This window comes from Kribbella sp. NPDC051137, assembly GCF_040682535.1.
GTDB lineage: Bacteria > Actinomycetota > Actinomycetes > Propionibacteriales > Kribbellaceae > Kribbella > Kribbella karoonensis.
In genome coordinates this window covers 36,422-52,557 of sequence record NZ_JBFBBI010000005.1, presented here as the reverse complement: position 1 = coordinate 52,557, position 16,136 = coordinate 36,422, and the positions used below count along the sequence as shown (strand labels likewise).

The following is a 16,136-nucleotide window of genomic DNA, read 5'->3' as shown; positions in this document are numbered from 1 at the left end:
TCGCGGGTGACTGCTTGGGGGAGGTGGTGCGTGAGGCCGCACGCGGCGAGTGGTGGATGCGACGGGCCGCGGAGGCGGTGAGCAACGGACTGCTGGCGGGACGGGATGAGTGAGAGCCCGCGAGCGGCCGCGGTGAGTATGGAGGGAATGCGGACGGCCGCCCTGTGCCGCGCAGATGGACGCATCGTGAAGGCGACCTACGCCGCCGCCAGTTCTGGTCGGCAGGTCGCCTCTCACGCCGAGGCTTGATCATCATGCGACATCCCCTGGGGACCGTGAACACGTCATATCTTGTCGCCAGTCACCACGAGGTGTGCACAACCACGGCCGACATCCCCCTCACCAGCCGCGGACGGTTGCCAATGGCCTTGCTTGGCAGGCGCAGGAGACTTGTGGAGCGGCTTGCTGGCGACGGCGAGGCGGGCCTCCAACGTTCGACCCCTGGTGTACGGCGTGCCCTGAGGTGCAGCGCGTCGGACCGTTCAGCTACTCGCGAGCCAACAGGTCATCGTCGGCGAATTGAAGGACAAGAGTCCAGCCTGGCGGCGCACCCCTCCGCGAGGAGCGTTCACCCGCGAGCGGCAGCTCGCAAATCGCCCGCGGCAGCGGGCAACTGCCGGCGCCAGCCGGTGGGTGGGCGGGAGCGCGCGGAGTGGGTGCGGGAGGGAGCGGAGCGACCGGAGCGCCTGCGGAGCACGCGGGGGGCTGACTCACCTCAGCTGCTGCGTCGTCGGCGGCGTACGGCTCCGATTCCGGCGATTCCGAGGGTGAGTACGACGGCGGCCGCGGCGATGGCGAGGCCGCGGTGCAGGCCGGGTGGGGTGAAGGTGCACGCGACCTGGGTGGCGCCGTTCACGAGCGGTACCGCCATCAGGCCGCCGAAGTTGCTCGGGGTCTGTTCCTTCCCCCCGGCTTTGCAGGACCAGCCGTCGATCTTGGGTGCGCCGATGACCGCCCAGCCCTTGCTCCCCGCGGGCAGCGTCGCACGCAGCGAATGCCCGCCGACTTGCACGTCCGTCGCCCCGGTCGTGCGCAGTCTTCTCACGGCCTTGGCCAGTGCCGCCGAGTTGAAGCAGCCGATGGCGTTGCGCGGCGGGATCCCCTGCGGGTCCTCGCCGAAGTTGACCTCGACCAGCACGACCCCGGACTTCGGCACGGTACCCAGCTCGATCATCGCGCTGCTGGTGTTGATCCCAGGCCGCCGTGTGGAGCTCAGCTCGTGCCAATCCCCGCCGGCCAGCCGCGCCCGGCCGCCGACCCGCGGCATGAACAGGTACGCCGTACTCGTAGGAGCGCAAGCCGCGACCAACTTCACGTCACCGGTCGCGAAGCGTGTGCCCTTGTACTCCGGGACCTCGTACACCGTCGACCCGAGCAGCCGCTCCTGTGCGCCGTAGGCGTTCGGCGCGTCCGTGTCGGACGGCACGGCCGGATCGAGCCGCCGCCGTACCGTGACCAGCGGCGGCACCGCCGCCTTGGTGATGTGCGGGTCGCCGTCGATCAGCCGCATCCGGGCACCGACCGAGAAGATCGCGTCGGTGACCGGGTTGTCGAGCGTGTGCGTCGCCCGTCCGTACCCGGACCAGCCGAACCCGAGGCCGGTCAGCATCTGGCTCACCGAGGACGGCAGCAGACTGCTGTACAGGCCCGCGCCCTGACCGCCGAGCAGCATCGGGTCGTTCGGCGTCACCGCCGTCCCGGGCTCGGTCCGGTACTTCGGCCAGTCGCCGGCCTTGCGAAGTGCGTCGTACCGGGCTGTCTGCTTCTCGTTCCACGGGTCGGCCGACGAGGTGAGCAGCTTGGCCCGGTACTCGTCGGTGACGACGGCGCTCCAGGTCGCCTCGAGCGTCACGACCGCGAGCAGTACGGCGAACGCTGCCGCCACCGGCAGCCGTCGTGGGCCGGGCTTCCGGCGCAGCAGCCAAATGGTGCCGAACGCAACCAATGTGACTGCTCCGGAAACGCTCAGCGCCGTCAGCCAGTGCTCCTTCAGCAACGGGCTGCCGTCGGCCAGTACGGCGATCAGCGCAAGCAGCGCACCGCCGCCGAGCAGCGCGAGCGGCCCGGGCAGCCTGTGTGCGACCGAGATCCACGCGACCGCGACGAGCAGGCCGCAGAGCACGAACGCCTCCCGGTACTGGCTGCCGTTCGGGGTGTCGAACGCGTGCCAGAACTCCTGCGTCGGCGCCCACCGGAACGTCAACGCGACGCCGACGATCGTGATCACCCAGACGATCTTCGACCGCCACGGCACGAACTTGTTGAACGGCATCGTCAACGCCAGCAGCAGGGCGAGCGTGCCGACGTACAGGCTCGCCGTCTTGCCGACGCCCTCGGTCAGCGGCAGCAGCCGGGACAGGAACACGTCGACGGCCGACGGATGGAAGATCCCGGACGGGGACGGCGTTGCGGCGCGGTTGGTGAGGATGATCGGTAGCAGGATGGGCGCCACCAGAGCCATGCCGAGCGCGAACGACACGCCGTGCCGGACCAGCGACCGGAGCCGCAGCGACCAGCTGAGGTCGCTGCTCAGCAGCCGGGCGAGCAGGTAGATCCCACCCGCGAACGTTGCCATGTAGGCGGTGTAGAAGTTGGACAGCCAGAAGACGCCGACCACCAGCACGCTGAGCACCCGGTTCGTCCGGCGCAGTGACCATTCCGCGACCAGGAAGAACATCGGCAGGGCGATCAGGCCGTCCAGCCACATCGGGACGTAGGATCCGTCGTCGAGCGCCCAGCCGCAGACGCCGTACGAGATGCCCAGCATCGCGGCGACCCACCGGGGGCCGGGCCGCATCCTGAGCAGCGCGGCGGTCATCGCGGCGGCGGCGAGGCTGAGCTTGAGAGTGGTGATGACGAAGACGGCGAGATCGACCCGGTCTCGCGGGAACACGCCCGCCAGCAGGGACAATGGGCTGCCGAGATCGACGCCGAGGTCGGCCCAGAAGCCGACGCCGAACGCGCTCTGCCAGTTGAACAGCAGGTCGCCCTGGGCCTGGCCGTGCAGGACGTCCCAGAGGTGCGTGAAGAAGGGGACGTACTGCGTGCCAAGATCGTTGGTACTGCGGGACAGCGAACCGAAGGGATAGGTACCGCGGATGATTCCGGAGGCGACGAACACCGCCGCCACCCCGACAGCGGCGACGCCGGCAGGGAGTAATGCCGAACGCCCCCGTGGGGCCTGTTGTTCGACAGCGTCCTCGGAAACCACTGGCCGCCCCTTCGATCCGTTCGTTCGGCCGCCAAAGCTAGCGGGTAGTACTGGTCTGGACAGGAATCGCACCACGGCCGACGGGCAGGCACGACGATGCGCTTGAGTCTGGTGGTGCCGTGTTACAACGAGGTCGAGGTGATCTCCCGGTTCCATCAGGCACTGAGCCGGGAGCTCGCCGGGACCGGCCGTCCCTACGAGATCGTCTACGTCGACGACGGTAGTGCTGATGGGACGCTCGACGCCCTGGTCGGGTTGGCAGCCACCGACGAGTCGGTGAGATACCTCTCGTTCAGCCGGAACTTCGGCAAGGAGGCCGCGATGCTGGCCGGTCTCCGGTACGCGACCGGTGACGCCGTGGTGATCATGGACGCCGACCTGCAGCACCCGCCGGAGCTGATCGGCCGGATGCTCGAGGAGTACGGGCGCGGGTTCGACCAGGTGATCGCGCGCCGCAACCGGACCGGCGACCCGGCGACCCGGACGCTGTTCTCGCGGGCCTACTACTGGCTGATCAACAAGTGGGCCGACGTCGAGCTGATGGACGGTGTCGGCGACTTCCGGCTGCTGTCCCGGCGCGCGGTCGACGGGCTGCTCGAGCTGAACGAGTACAACCGGTTCTCGAAGGGCCTGTTCGCCTGGATCGGGTTCGAGTCGATCCTGTTCGAGTACGACAACGTGCAGCCGCCGGCGGACCGGAAGAGCCGGTGGACGTTCCGGCGGCTGCTCGAGTACGGCCTGGACGGGTTGCTCTCGTTCAACAACAAGCCGTTGCGGGCCGCGATCTACGTCGGCCTGCTGCTCACCGCGGTCGCCGCCGGGTACGCCGTGTGGGTACTGGTGGCGGCGATCCTGCACGGCGTCGACATGCCCGGGTACGTCACGCTGATCGCGGCGATCACCGGCCTCGGCGGGCTGCAGATGGTGATGCTCGGACTGATCGGCGAGTACATCGGCCGGATCTACTACGAGACCAAGAAGCGCCCGCACTACCTGCTCAAGCAGACCAACATGGACCCCGCGGAGCGCTTGGAACGGAGCAATTGAAACTGGCACCGGCCCCGGATGGACGAGCCACCCGAGGCCGGTAGGAGTACTGCTGAGGATCAGGCGGTGAGCCGCTCCTCGGTGGAGGTGGAGAACAGGTGCAGCTTCTCCGGCACCGCCGCCAGGCGGACCGTCGAGCCCTTCTCGACCTGCATGCGGGCGTCGATGCGGGCGACGATCTGCTGCGTCTCGCCGTCGTGCTCCGACGTGCCGTACAGGTACGCGTCGGCGCCGAGCTCCTCGACCACCGCGACCTTCACCGGCAGACCCTCGTCGGCGACCTTGAAGGCCTCCGGACGAACGCCGACGGTCAGGGTCTTGTCGCTCCCGGCCTTGGCGAGCACGTCGCGGGCGACCGGGATCGTGTAGTCACCGACCTGGGCGCCACCCTCGGCGATGTTGGCGGTGATCAGGTTCATCGCCGGCGAGCCGATGAAGCCCGCGACGAACTTGTTCTTCGGGTTGTCGTACAGGTTCAGCGGGGTGTCGACCTGCTGGAGCAGACCGTCCTTGAGGACCGCGACCCGGTCACCCATCGTCATGGCCTCGACCTGGTCGTGCGTGACGTACACGGTCGTGACACCGAGGCGCTGCTGCAGTTCGGCGATCTGCGTACGGGTCTGCACCCGCAGCTTGGCGTCGAGGTTCGACAGCGGCTCGTCCATCAGGAAGACCTGCGGGTTACGCACGATCGCGCGGCCCATGGCGACACGCTGACGCTGACCACCGGAGAGCGCCTTCGGCTTGCGGTCGAGGTACTCCTCCAGGCCGAGCAGCTTGGCGGCCTCGCCGACGCGCTTCGCCCGGTCCTCCTTGGAGACACCCTGCATCTTCAGCGCGAAGCCCATGTTGTCCGCGACCGACATGTGCGGGTAGAGCGCGTAGTTCTGGAACACCATCGCGATGTCCCGCTCCTTCGGCGGACGGTGCGTGACGTCGCGGTCGCCGATGTAGATGGAGCCCTCGTTGACCTCTTCGAGGCCGGCGAGCATCCGGAGCGAGGTGGACTTACCGCAACCCGACGGGCCGACGAGCACCATGAACTCGCCGTCCTCGATCTCGAGGTTGAGCTTGTCGACGGCGGGGGTGTCCGAACCGGGGTAGACCCGGGTTGCCGCCTTGAACGACACAGTAGCCATGACTGTACTTCCCTTCACCGGCAGGAACGTGCCGGACGATCCGAGTAAAGGTTCCCCCGGGCGGGGGAGTCCGCCTATCCTCGCCCGGCGCCACTCGTCCTGACAAGGTTTGTGCGGTGTGATGTGTCCATTCTGTTCACGGAGTGGACACCGGCACGCAGTCTGCAAGTTCTTGCAGGATCTTGCTGAAATGTCAGCCTCGCCTCTGTACAGTGCCCGCGTGAGCAGCAGAGCGCGGCTGGCGGACATCGCAGCCAAGGCGGGGGTCAGTGAGGCGACGGTGTCCCGGGTGCTGAACGGGAAGCCGGGGGTCGCGGAGGACACGAAACAGTCCGTGCTGACCGCACTCGACGTCCTCGGCTTCGAACGGCCGGCGCGGCTGCGGCGGCGGTCGGCAGGGCTGATCGGGCTGGTGATGCCGGAGCTGATGAACCCGATCTTCCCGGCGTTCGCGCAGGTGATCGAGTCGGCGCTGTCGCAGCGCGGGTACACCCCGGTGCTGTGCACGCAGTCCCCGTCCGGCGCGACCGAGGAGGAGTACGTCGAGATGCTGCTCGAGCGCGGCGTCTCCGGGATCATCTTCGTCTCCGGCCTGCACGCGGACACCGGCGCCGACCACGAGCGGTACCAGGCGCTGGTCGAGCGCCGGCTCCCGGTCGTCTTCGTGAACGGCTGGCTGCCGTCGGTGGAGGCGCCGTTCGTCTCGTCCGACGAGTACGCCGCGATGGAGCTGGCCGTCTCCCATCTCGTTGCCCTCGGCCACCGCCGGATCGGGTTCGCGTCCGGGCCGGAACGGTTCCTCGTCGTACAGCGGAAACTGGCCGGGTACCGTACGTCGATGAAGGCCCAGTTGGGGTTGTCCGACGAGGACCTCGGCCCGATGGTTGCCCTGAGCATGTTCGGCGTCGAGGGCGGCGAGGCGGCCGCCCGGCAGCTGCTCGACGGCGGCGTCACCGCGGTCGTCTGCGGCTCCGACATGATGGCCCTCGGCGCCATCCGGGCCGTCCGCCAGCGCGGCCTGTCCGTCCCCGGCGACATCTCGGTGGTCGGCTACGACGACGCCCCGATGATGGAGTTCACCGACCCCCCGATGACCACCATCCGCCAACCGGTCCAGGCAATGGGCCTGGCAGCCGTCCAATCGTTGCTGGAAGAGGTCCGCGGCCACGCGACCCCGCACACCGAATTCCTCTTCCGCCCCGAACTCGTGGTCCGCGGCTCCACCGGCCCGGCCCGCTAGAACTGCCAGTCGTCACACGCCTTCTGCTTGAAGTCGTCGACCGACTCGGTCCAGTTGTCCTCAGAAGCCAGGTCCTTCGACGGCACGAGGACCGTGCCGGGGTGGAGTTGCTTCAGGTCGCGTTCGCTGAACTCCAGATGCATGGCCGACCAACTGCTGTCTCGAGACCACCCGTAGATCGTGTACCGGGTCCCCGGTGCCCGGCCGACGAGCTCACCCGACACCGCCCAGCCGTTGCCGCCCGAGTCCAACGAGAACTGGGAGAACCCGGTCACCGGCCCGGACGCTTCCCAGCGCCCCATCGTCCGGTCCTGAGGCGGCTGCCGGTCGGCATCGGGATCCGGCAGGTAGAGCGTCGCGCCGTCGATGTGACCTTCACACATCTGTACGACGATCTGCGGGGCGCCGGTGGCGTCGACCGTCACGCCGATCACCCCGCCGGCGGGAACCCCGCAACCTGTCAGTTCCAGAGCGCCGGCAACTGCCGCCGCCGTGGCCCCCACCCATCTGCGCATGGTTCAGGGTAGGGGGCTCCGGCCCGGGGCCGTCCCCTGCCGGGCGGCTCCCGGGCCGGAGGTTCTCGGGGGTTACTTCGCGATGTGGAACGGGCTGATTGTGCTGGTGAAGCCGTTGGCCCAGAGGGAGTTGACCTTGGAGCGTTCGGTGGAGTCGGGGTACGGGTTGGTGCAGGACGGGCCCGGGCCGCCGCCGGACATCAGTTCGGAGCACGGGCCGGAGTAGTGGTCGGGGAGGCCGAGGACGTGGCCGGTCTCGTGGGCGACGATGCGGGTCTTGTCGTACTGCTCGGCCTGGGTGTAGTCGATGAATACGTATCCACTGCCGTGGCCGTCGGTCGACGCGTACGAGCCGCGCGAGTCGTTGCCCTCGGTGTAGTAGAAGTCGTAGTTGCTGCCCTCGGCGAGCTTCACGTTGCTCACCGACGAGTTCCAGATCTGCGTACTGGAGGCGATCTGCGAAGCGAACGTCGGTGCGTCGACGGCGTACGTGACCGTCACCGCGGTCACCTTCTGGCCCTTGGCGGCCTGCTTGGCCATCTTGGCGCGGGCGGATTTCATCACGGCGTCGTAGAACGCCTTGGTGGCGGCCTCGTCCTGGGGCGAGCCGACGTACGCCGCACGGGAGGCGGCGGTGGACACGTTCGTAGGCGCGGCAGTCGAGGGGGACGCTGCGAGCGCGGGGACGGCCAGCGCGGCGGCGGCGAGCCCCGCGAGACCGGACAGGATACGGCGATACGACATGGAGGCCTCACTCCGAAATCGGTGGCGGATAGCGACGGGCGGATTACCGATCGCCACATTCGGATGCTGCCAAGAACTCCGCCCGTCGCGCACCGCTTCGCACGAAACCCTGGGGATAACCCGCGATTCCCGCGGACCGTTCTATGCCGGACATAACACCCGGACTATGAGCCCGGTCCAGGCCCAACACCGTCCGCTCCACGAGCACAGGCTGATCTCCGAGGCGCTCGGGCTCTCCCTGGGGGCGAGCTTGTCGGGCAGCGACCCGGATCCGATCCGCACCGGCCCGCCCCCGCCCTAACGCCACCCCCCAGATGAACGGTTATCCCCTCAACTGAAGGGTTGCCCCCTGAAAATCCCAGCCGCCAACCCCCCACTTCAAGGGGCAACCCCCACCCCTAAGGCCCGGGCGCCCGTGCCCGGGCTTGCCGTCCCCGGGCCTGCCGTACCCGGGCTGCCGTACCCGGGGCTGCTGTCCCTGGGGTTTGCGTAACCGGGCTGCCGTCCCTGGGGTTGCTGTCCGCGGGGGCTGCCGTCCCTGGGATTGCCGTGCCCGGGGTTGCCGTACTCCGGGGCGCCGTACTCGGGCTCGTCGTACCCCGGGGCTGCCGTACCTGGGGTTGCTGTCCCGGGGTTGCCGTGTCGGGGTGGACTGTCATCCCTGGGGCCGCCGTCGCGGGTGAGCTGCCGGCCGCCCTGACCCGCGCGGCCGCGCTGGACGACAGGCGGGGCGTGGGACACCCAATTGTGGCTGAAGACAGGCAATAACAGGTCCCGAGCCACCACTACCTGTGCCAGCCCACCACTACCTGTGCCAGGCCACGCCAGCCTGGCGACGCCAGTGCTTGGCCGAACGGCGCTGGGGTCTCAGGCCTCGCCGGGGATGCCGACGTTGAGTAGGCGGGCGCCGGGGCCGCGGGTGGAGAGGCGGTCCTCCTTGTTGTACAGGTTGCAGCGTTGGAGGCTCAGGCAGCCGCAGCCGATGCAGGTGTCGAGGTCGTCGCGGAGGCGCTCGAGTTCGGCGATCCGGTCGTCGAGACGGCTGCGCCACGACTTCGACAGCTTGCTCCAGTCGGCCCGGGTCGGTGTCCGGTCCTCGGGTAGCGAGTCCAGCGCGTTCTTGATCTCGGCGAGCGCCAGCCCGACCCGCTGCGCGGCCTGTACGAACGCTATCCGGCGCAAGGTACTGCGCTGGTACTGCCGCTGGTTGCCGGCGGTCCGGCGGGACGCGATCAGACCCTGGTCCTCGTAGAACCGCAACGCCGACGCCGCCACTCCGGACCGCTGCGCGATCTCCCCGATCGAGAGCCAGTGCTCCTTGCTCGGGACGTTCTCCTCTCCCATACCGCCACCCTAGGCCGGGGCTCCAAACACTCAAGCATGCTTGAAGTGTGTGAGAGGACCACTGCCGCGGCTGGTCTGCTGGTCGGAGTGGTCGTCACGATCGGTTATACTTTTCTGGTGTCGGTGCGCGCGTCGCGTCACCAGAGATGTTCCCAGGCGCTCCGACCCGTCGGTTCAGCATCCGGCTGAAGCTTTCCGGCGACATGGGTGCAACGCGATAGCACCCGCAGGTCGATGCCCGTCTCCTGCTGAGTACGTAGTCCGGTCATGTTTTCGTGACCGGCGCTCACGTGCGGCTGCGATCCGGCGCCCCTCGTCCGTGAATACGAGAGAGAGTTTGCGTGACCCAGCACCACCAGTTCGACGCCGATTCCGCCGACGGGCGGAACAAGAAGCCCCGGCACAAGAAGCACCAGAACCAGTCGTACGGCGAGCGCCTCGCCGCGCAGCAGCCGTCCTACGAAGCCGGCGCCGACAACCGCGCCGACAACCGGGCCGAGGACCGTACGCCGGTGAAGGGGTACCGCTCCGAGCAGCCCCGCGCCGACCGCGGGCAGCGCAGCGGGCAGTACGACCGCACCGACCGGCCGCAGTACCGCCGCGACGACCGTGCCCAGGACAACCGCTCCCAGGACCGCTCCCGCTACGACCGGGACAACCGTTCGTCGTACAACCGCGACGACCGTTCCTCGTACAACCGGGACAACCGTTCCTCCTACAACCGCGACGACAAGCCGGCGTACAACCGGGACGACCGTTCGTCGTACCGGCGGGACGACCGCGAGCGCACCGACCGGCCGCGCTTCAACCGCGACGACCGGCCGCAGTACAACCGTTCGCAGTACAACCGCGACGAGCGCCCGCAGTACAACCGCGACGAGCGCCCGCGCTTCAACCGCGACGACCGCCCGCAGTACAACCGGGACGAGCGTCCGCGCTTCAACCGCGACGACCGCCCGCAGTACAACCGGGACGAGCGTCCGCGCTTCAACCGGGACGACCGGCCGCAGTACAGCCGCGACACCAACCGCGACGGCGGCCGGGACAACCGGCGGTTCGAGCGGGACGAGAAGCCGCGGTTCGAGAAGAGCTATCGGAAGGATGAGCCGGTGCAGCAGCCGGTCGACCTCGGGACCGTTGCCGAGGACAACCAGTTCGCCGCCCTCGGGCTCGCCCCGCGGCTGGTCCAGCGGCTGGCCCGGGACGGCATCACCGCGCCGTTCCCGATCCAGGCCGCGACCATCCCGGACGCGCTGGCCGGCAAGGACGTGCTCGGCCGCGGCCAGACGGGTTCCGGCAAGACGCTCGGCTTCGGGCTTCCGACGCTGATGCGGCTGGCCGGCGGCCGGACCGAGTCGCGCCGTCCGCGCGGAATGATCCTGGTCCCGACCCGTGAGCTCGCGATGCAGGTGCACGACGCCCTCGAGCCGCTGGCGCACGTGATGAACGTGTCGCTGAAGCTGATCGCCGGCGGCCTGCCGTACCCGAAGCAGATCGACGCGCTCCGGCGCGGTGTCGACCTGCTGATCGCCACCCCGGGCCGGCTGATCGACCTGTGCGAGCAGGGCGCGGCCGACCTCGGCGCGGTCGAGGTCGCGGTCCTCGACGAGGCCGACCACATGTGCGACATGGGCTTCATGCCGGCGGTCACCACGCTGCTCGACATGACCCCGCCCGAGGGCCAGCGGCTGCTGTTCTCCGCGACCCTCGACAACGACGTCGACAAGATCGTGAAGACCTACCTGAAGGACCCGGTGCAGCACTCGACCGAGTCCGGGCAGGCCTCGGTCAGCACGATGGAGCACCACCTGCTGGTGATCGAGCCGGCGCACAAGCAGTCGCTGACCGCGGAGCTGGCCAGCCGGGACGGGCGGACCATCGTGTTCGTCCGCACCAAGCTCGGCGCGGACCGGGTCGCCACCCAGCTGCGTGACCGCGGCGTGATGGCCGCGGCGCTGCACGGCGGCCTCACCCAGGGCGCGCGGAACCGGACGCTCGAGCAGTTCAAGGACGGCTCGGTGCCGGTGCTGGTGGCAACCGATGTCGCGGCTCGCGGTATCCACGTCGACGACGTCGGCCTGGTCGTCCAGGCGGACCCGGCGGCGGACCACAAGGACTACCTGCACCGTGCCGGCCGTACGGCGCGGGCCGGTGGTGAGGGCGCCGTCGTGACCCTCGTCCTGCCGCACCAGCGGCGTGGGATGGTCCGGCTGGCCGAGTCGGCCGGTGTCGACGTCGAGCCGGTCCGGGTGCGTCCGGGCGACGAGGTGATGACCGGGCTGACCGGCGGCAACAAGCCGTCCGGGTACCCGGTGCGGCTGCCGGCCCCGAAGCCGCGCGCCAACAAGGGCGGTCGCCGCTTCGGCAGCACCCGTCCGGGCGGCCGCGGCAACGGCCCGCGCCGCAGCAACGGCGGTCCCCGTCGTACCGACGGAAAGTCCTACCAGCACTGAGTCGTGCGCTGACACAAGTAACGGTGGGTCGGCACAGGAAATAACCTGTGCCGACCCACCGTTTTCTGTTCAAGGCCTCAGGTGAGGACCGCCCAGAGGCGGGCCAGCGCGGCCGCGATCTCCTCGGCGTTCAGCGGGACCAGCTCGAGCATCAGCTCGTCGTCGTCCACCCTGTCGGTCATCACGTAGATCGGCGGCGACCCGGCCTCGAGCTCGGTGGCGATGCGTTTCGCGTCGTCCACCTTCAGCAGCACCCGGGACACCTGCAAGCCGGTCGGGTCTGGCACTGCCGTGACCACGATGCCGGGGATCCGCGACACCGCGGCCACGAACGCGTCCACCTTGGCGCGTTCGTCGGCCTGCCATTTCACCCGGTCGATCGCCTGCCACTCCTCGAGTGCCGCGAGGACGCCGATGATGGCTTCCTTGGTCGGCTTCATCACCCGCCCGATGCCCTTGTCCTGGGCCCGGACCGCCTGCACCAGCGGCCAGCTCCCGGCGACCAGCCCGGCGGTCGGCGAGCCGAGGTACTTCTGCCCGCTGACCAGCACCAGGTCCGCGCCGGTGGCGAGCAGGTCCGCGATCTGCGGGAACTGCGCCGCACCGTCGATGATCGCCGGTACGCCGCGGCGGTGCGCGGCCTTGATCGCCGCCGCCAGGTCGATCGGCTCGCCGCGGGTCAGCCGCGACGACACCAGCATCAGGCACGCGACGTCCGGCCCGTCCAGCTCGGCCTCCAGGTCGGCGAGCGTGCAGGCGTCCTCGTCGCCGGCCAGATCCACCTGGGCGCCGGCCAGCCGGATGCCCTGCAGGTTCGAGTGGCCGTAGTCGACGACGTGGCAGGCCGGCAGTACGACGCGGTTGTGCATGTCGGTCGTGTCCGGCAACGCGGCCGTACGGCGTGGGTCGCCGCCGGTCATCGTGGCCGCGACCGCGAGCGTGATCCCGGCGGCGGTGCAGTGCACGACGGCGCCCGCCTGCGCGCCGGTGATCTGCGCGATCGCCTCGCTCGCCCGGTCGCGCAGCTCGTCCAGCACGAAGAACTCGGGTAGCGCCTCGGCGACGGCTGCCGCGACAGCGTCAGAGCTCCGGGACACCCCGAGCGGGGTGTACGTCCCCCTGGCGTTGATCACCACACTCAATCGATAACGATCGTGGATGCTCATGGTGTTGCTGAGCGTAGTGGTCACGGACCGCAATTGGCGAGAGTCTGTCCGTGCCAACTTCTTGACCTCAACCTACTCGTGAGTCATTCTCACTTTTATCGACCTGAGGAGGGACCGTGCCCCGCCCCGCACTTCGCACCCGCCTTCGCGTGACCGCCGCTGTCGCGGCCGTCGTCGCCGTTCTCGCCGCCCTGCCCGCTCCGACCCAGGCGGCGCCGCAGGCCGTTGCCGGGGATCCCGCGGACTATTGCCTCGGGCAATGTCGTGACATCCTGCCGCCGGGCCAGAACGGCAGCGCGACGTTCACGGATCTCCTTGCTTTCAAGGCGTTGGGGGTCCGCCCGCCGCACTTCAGCGACAGCCTGAAGCCGTACCAGGACCTGGTCTGGAACTCGCAGGGCATCACCGACGACGGCCTCGCGCCGTACTACGACGACTCGTCGTTCGGGGTGAAACCGGACGACGTGGCAAGCACCGTCCACCCGCGCAGTGACGTGACGATCGTCCGGGACAAGTCCCGCGGCATCCCGCACATCACCGGCACCACGCGGCTCGGCACGATGTTCGGTGCCGGGTACGCCGGCGCGCAGGACCGGCTGTTCGTGATGGACGTGTTCCGGCACCTCGGACGCGGGCAGCTGACGCCGTTCGCGGGCGGTGCCGCGGCGAACCGCGAGTTCGAGCAGGAGTTCTGGCGGACCGCGCCGTACACCGAGGCCGATCTGCAGCGGCAGTTCGACGACGCCGCCACGCTGTACGGCGCCGACGGCGTGAAGATGCAGCAGGACATCCAGGCCTGGGTCGACGGCGTCAACCACTACATCGACACGGTCGGCATCGGCTATCCCGGTGAGTACGTCGCGCTCGGTCTGCAGTGGCCGACGCCGCACTGGAAGGTGACCGACGTGGTCGCCACCGCGGCCGTGGTCGCGGGCATCTTCGGCACCGGCGGGGGGTCCGAGGTCACGTCGGCGCTGGCGCTGCTCGAGGCGCAGGCGAAGTACGGCGTTGCCGAGGGCACCAAAGTGTGGGAGTCGTTCCGTTCGCAGAACGACCCCGAGGCGAGTACGACGGTGCACAACGGGACGACGTTCCCGTACGGGACCACCGGCCCGAACCCGCCCGGTCGTGCGCTGCCGGACCGCGGCTCGGTCACCGCCGAACCCGAGGTGATCGACCAGACCGCGAACAAGACGGCGGCCGTGCGGCCCGCGCCGGCGGGATCCGAAGCACTGAAGGGAATCTTCGACCAAGGACTGTTTCCGGAAGGTTTCGGAAAACGTGCGATGTCGAACGCACTCCTGGTTTCCGGCGCGCATACCCAGTCCGGGAACCCGATCGCCGTCTACGGCCCGCAGACCGGGTACTTCGCTCCGCAACTGCTGCTCCGCCAGGAGTTGCAGGGCCCGGGCGTGAGCTCGCGTGGGATCGCCTTCGCCGGCCTGAACTTCTACACCCTGATCGGCCGCGGCCCGGACTACTCGTGGAGCGCGACGTCCGCCGGGCAGGACATCACTGACACGTTCGCCGTACCCCTGTGCGAGCCCGGCGGCGGAACGCCGACGAAAGCCTCGCAGTACTACGTTTTCCGCGGTCAGTGCGTGCCGATCGAGCGGCTGGAGCGGCACAACTCGTGGTACTCCAGCCTCGGGTCCTCCGAGCCGGCCGGGTCGTACACGTTGGTTGCCCTGCGCACCAAGTACGGCATCGTGACACACCGCGGAACAGTGGGCGGAAAGCCTGTTCTGTTCACGAAGAACCGGTCGACGTACGGCAACGAGGCGGGATCGGCGCTCGGGTTCATGCAGTTCAACGACCCCGACAAGATCCACTCGGCCGCCGACTTCCAGAAAGCCGCGGCGAACATCGGGTACACCTTCAACTGGTTCTACACCGACAAGAACTCGATCGCGTACTTCAACTCCGGTGACAACCCGGTGCGCGCGGACGGCGCCGACCCGAACCTGCCGACCTGGAGCTCGTACGAGTGGAAGGGCTGGAACCCCGACACCAACCGCGCCACGTACACGCCGCCGGCGCAGCACCCGCAGGTCGTGAACCAGGACTACCTGACCAGCTGGAACAACAAGCAGGCTCCCGGGTACTCCGCCTCGGACGGGCAATGGGGGTACAACGCGGTCTACCGCAGCCAGCCGCTCGACGACCGGATCAAGGCCGTCATCGACAGCGGGCAGAAGTTCACCCGCGGCAAGCTGGTCGAGGCGATGGAGGACGCCGCCACCGTCGACCTCCGCGGCGACCAGGTGCTGCCGTACCTGCTGCACGTCCTGAAATCGGCACCGATCACCGACCCGGCCGTCGCCGACGCCGTCGCCAAGCTGACGGCCTGGCAACAGTCCGGCGCCCACCGCAAGACCCCCAACGCGTCGTCACGCACCTACGACAACGCCGACGCCATCCGCATCCTCGACGCCTGGTGGCCTCTGCTGGTCCCGGCCGAGTTCAAGGACCTCGGACCGGACCTCTACAGCGCCCTGACCGCGAACCTGAAGATCGACGAGCGCCCGAGCGCGCAGGGATCGTCCTTCCAGAGCGGCTGGTGGGGCTTCGTCCAGCGGGACATGCGCAAGGTGCTGGGCGACCCGGTGAAGACGGCACAGCCGGTGACGTACTGCGGTGCCGGATCGCTGGCCGCCTGTCGGTCCGTGCTGACGGAGACCTTGCTGGCGGCAACCAAGACGCCGGCGTCGACGACGTACCCGGCGACCGCGGACTGTGCGGCGGGCGACCAGTTCTGCGCCGACCAGATCGCACACAACCCGATGGGCGGCATCACCCAGGACCGGATCGCCTGGGTGAACCGGCCGACGTACCAGCAGGTGGTCGAGTTCCCGGCGAGGCGCGGCGACGACGTGACCAACCTGGCGGCCGGGAAGACCGCGACCGCGAGCAGTTACGAGAAGGGCTGGTACAACTCGCCCCCGGCCCAGGCGGTCGACGGGAAGCTCGACACCCGGTGGGCGAGCGACTGGTCGGATCCACAGTGGCTGAAGGTTGACCTCGGCAACGAGCAGCCGGTCGGCCGGGTGGTGCTGCAGTGGGAGGCGGCGTACGCGAAGGGCTACCGGATCGAGGTGTCGCGGGACGGCTCGACCTGGCAACAGGTGCACGCGACGACGGCCGGGAACGGCGGGGAGGACGTGGTCCGGTTCGGCGCCGTACCGGCCCGGTATGTGCGGGTGACCGGCACTCAGCGGGCGACGTCGTACGGCTATTCGCTGTACGAGTTCCAGGTGTTCAGATGGTGATGCCAGGA

The 16,136-nt window shown here is 69.1% G+C and carries 10 protein-coding genes; 4 read left to right on the top strand and 6 right to left on the bottom strand.

Annotated elements, in window-relative coordinates; all coding sequences use genetic code 11:
- Nucleotides 1–715 precede the first annotated feature (715 nt).
- On the bottom strand, nucleotides 716–3,121 hold the full coding sequence (locus tag AB0M51_RS26225) for a YfhO family protein (protein WP_363750888.1): 2,406 nt from the start codon (nucleotides 3,119–3,121) through the stop codon (nucleotides 716–718).
- Nucleotides 3,122–3,307: 186 nt separating this feature from the next.
- Between AB0M51_RS26225 and AB0M51_RS26220 the strand changes: the two genes are divergently transcribed.
- Nucleotides 3,308–4,258, top strand: a complete 951-nt coding sequence (locus tag AB0M51_RS26220; RefSeq protein WP_344200022.1) for a glycosyltransferase family 2 protein — start codon at nucleotides 3,308–3,310, stop codon at nucleotides 4,256–4,258.
- 59 nt (nucleotides 4,259–4,317) lie between these two features.
- Here the strand turns inward: AB0M51_RS26220 and ugpC are convergent, their stop codons facing one another.
- Nucleotides 4,318–5,397 (bottom strand): sn-glycerol-3-phosphate ABC transporter ATP-binding protein UgpC, encoded by a 1,080-nt coding sequence (gene ugpC, locus AB0M51_RS26215; protein WP_363750885.1) that lies wholly within the window; start codon nucleotides 5,395–5,397, stop codon nucleotides 4,318–4,320.
- Nucleotides 5,398–5,617: 220 nt separating this feature from the next.
- Here ugpC and AB0M51_RS26210 point away from each other — a divergent pair, with 220 nt between their 5' ends.
- Complete coding sequence (locus tag AB0M51_RS26210) at nucleotides 5,618–6,637, top strand: LacI family DNA-binding transcriptional regulator (protein ID WP_363750884.1); 1,020 nt, start codon at nucleotides 5,618–5,620, stop codon at nucleotides 6,635–6,637.
- Here the strand turns inward: AB0M51_RS26210 and AB0M51_RS26205 are convergent.
- From AB0M51_RS26205 to soxR, 3 genes are all read right to left on the bottom strand, one after another.
- Nucleotides 6,634–7,152 carry a hypothetical protein gene (locus AB0M51_RS26205; protein ID WP_363750882.1) on the bottom strand — a complete coding sequence of 173 codons (519 nt, stop codon included), beginning with the start codon at nucleotides 7,150–7,152 and terminating at the stop codon, nucleotides 6,634–6,636. The two genes, AB0M51_RS26210 and AB0M51_RS26205, sit on opposite strands and share 4 nt — an antisense overlap.
- A gap of 72 nt (nucleotides 7,153–7,224) precedes the next feature.
- The gene (gene snpA, locus AB0M51_RS26200; protein ID WP_363750880.1) at nucleotides 7,225–7,896 is read right to left on the bottom strand and encodes a snapalysin; all 672 of its coding nucleotides are present in this window, start codon (nucleotides 7,894–7,896) and stop codon (nucleotides 7,225–7,227) included.
- Between the two features lie 867 nt (nucleotides 7,897–8,763).
- Nucleotides 8,764–9,240 carry a redox-sensitive transcriptional activator SoxR gene (gene soxR, locus AB0M51_RS26195; protein ID WP_344200006.1) on the bottom strand — a complete coding sequence of 159 codons (477 nt, stop codon included), beginning with the start codon at nucleotides 9,238–9,240 and terminating at the stop codon, nucleotides 8,764–8,766.
- A gap of 341 nt (nucleotides 9,241–9,581) precedes the next feature.
- On the opposite strand from soxR, the gene AB0M51_RS26190 reads away from it, so the two are divergent.
- A complete protein-coding gene (locus tag AB0M51_RS26190) occupies nucleotides 9,582–11,693 on the top strand; it encodes a DEAD/DEAH box helicase (RefSeq protein WP_363750877.1) in 2,112 nt (703 codons plus the stop codon).
- A 77-nt stretch (nucleotides 11,694–11,770) separates the two neighbouring features.
- Here AB0M51_RS26190 and AB0M51_RS26185 read toward each other — a convergent pair whose 3' ends face one another.
- Nucleotides 11,771–12,859 (bottom strand): aminotransferase class V-fold PLP-dependent enzyme, encoded by a 1,089-nt coding sequence (locus AB0M51_RS26185; protein ID WP_363750875.1) that lies wholly within the window; start codon nucleotides 12,857–12,859, stop codon nucleotides 11,771–11,773.
- Between the two features lie 116 nt (nucleotides 12,860–12,975).
- On the opposite strand from AB0M51_RS26185, the gene AB0M51_RS26180 reads away from it, so the two are divergent.
- The gene (locus AB0M51_RS26180; protein WP_363750873.1) at nucleotides 12,976–16,128 is read left to right on the top strand and encodes a penicillin acylase family protein; all 3,153 of its coding nucleotides are present in this window, start codon (nucleotides 12,976–12,978) and stop codon (nucleotides 16,126–16,128) included.
- The last annotated feature ends 8 nt before the right edge of the window (nucleotides 16,129–16,136 follow it).

Coding starts and splice junctions, on each gene's coding strand:
- AB0M51_RS26220 (WP_344200022.1), top strand. CDS start 3,308: ATGCGCTTGAGTCTGGTGGTGCCGTGTTACAACGAGGTCGAGGTGATC.
- ugpC (WP_363750885.1), bottom strand. CDS start 5,397: ATGGCTACTGTGTCGTTCAAGGCGGCAACCCGGGTCTACCCCGGTTCG.
- AB0M51_RS26205 (WP_363750882.1), bottom strand. CDS start 7,152: ATGCGCAGATGGGTGGGGGCCACGGCGGCGGCAGTTGCCGGCGCTCTG.
- snpA (WP_363750880.1), bottom strand. CDS start 7,896: ATGTCGTATCGCCGTATCCTGTCCGGTCTCGCGGGGCTCGCCGCCGCC.
- soxR (WP_344200006.1), bottom strand. CDS start 9,240: ATGGGAGAGGAGAACGTCCCGAGCAAGGAGCACTGGCTCTCGATCGGG.
- AB0M51_RS26185 (WP_363750875.1), bottom strand. CDS start 12,859: ATGAGCATCCACGATCGTTATCGATTGAGTGTGGTGATCAACGCCAGG.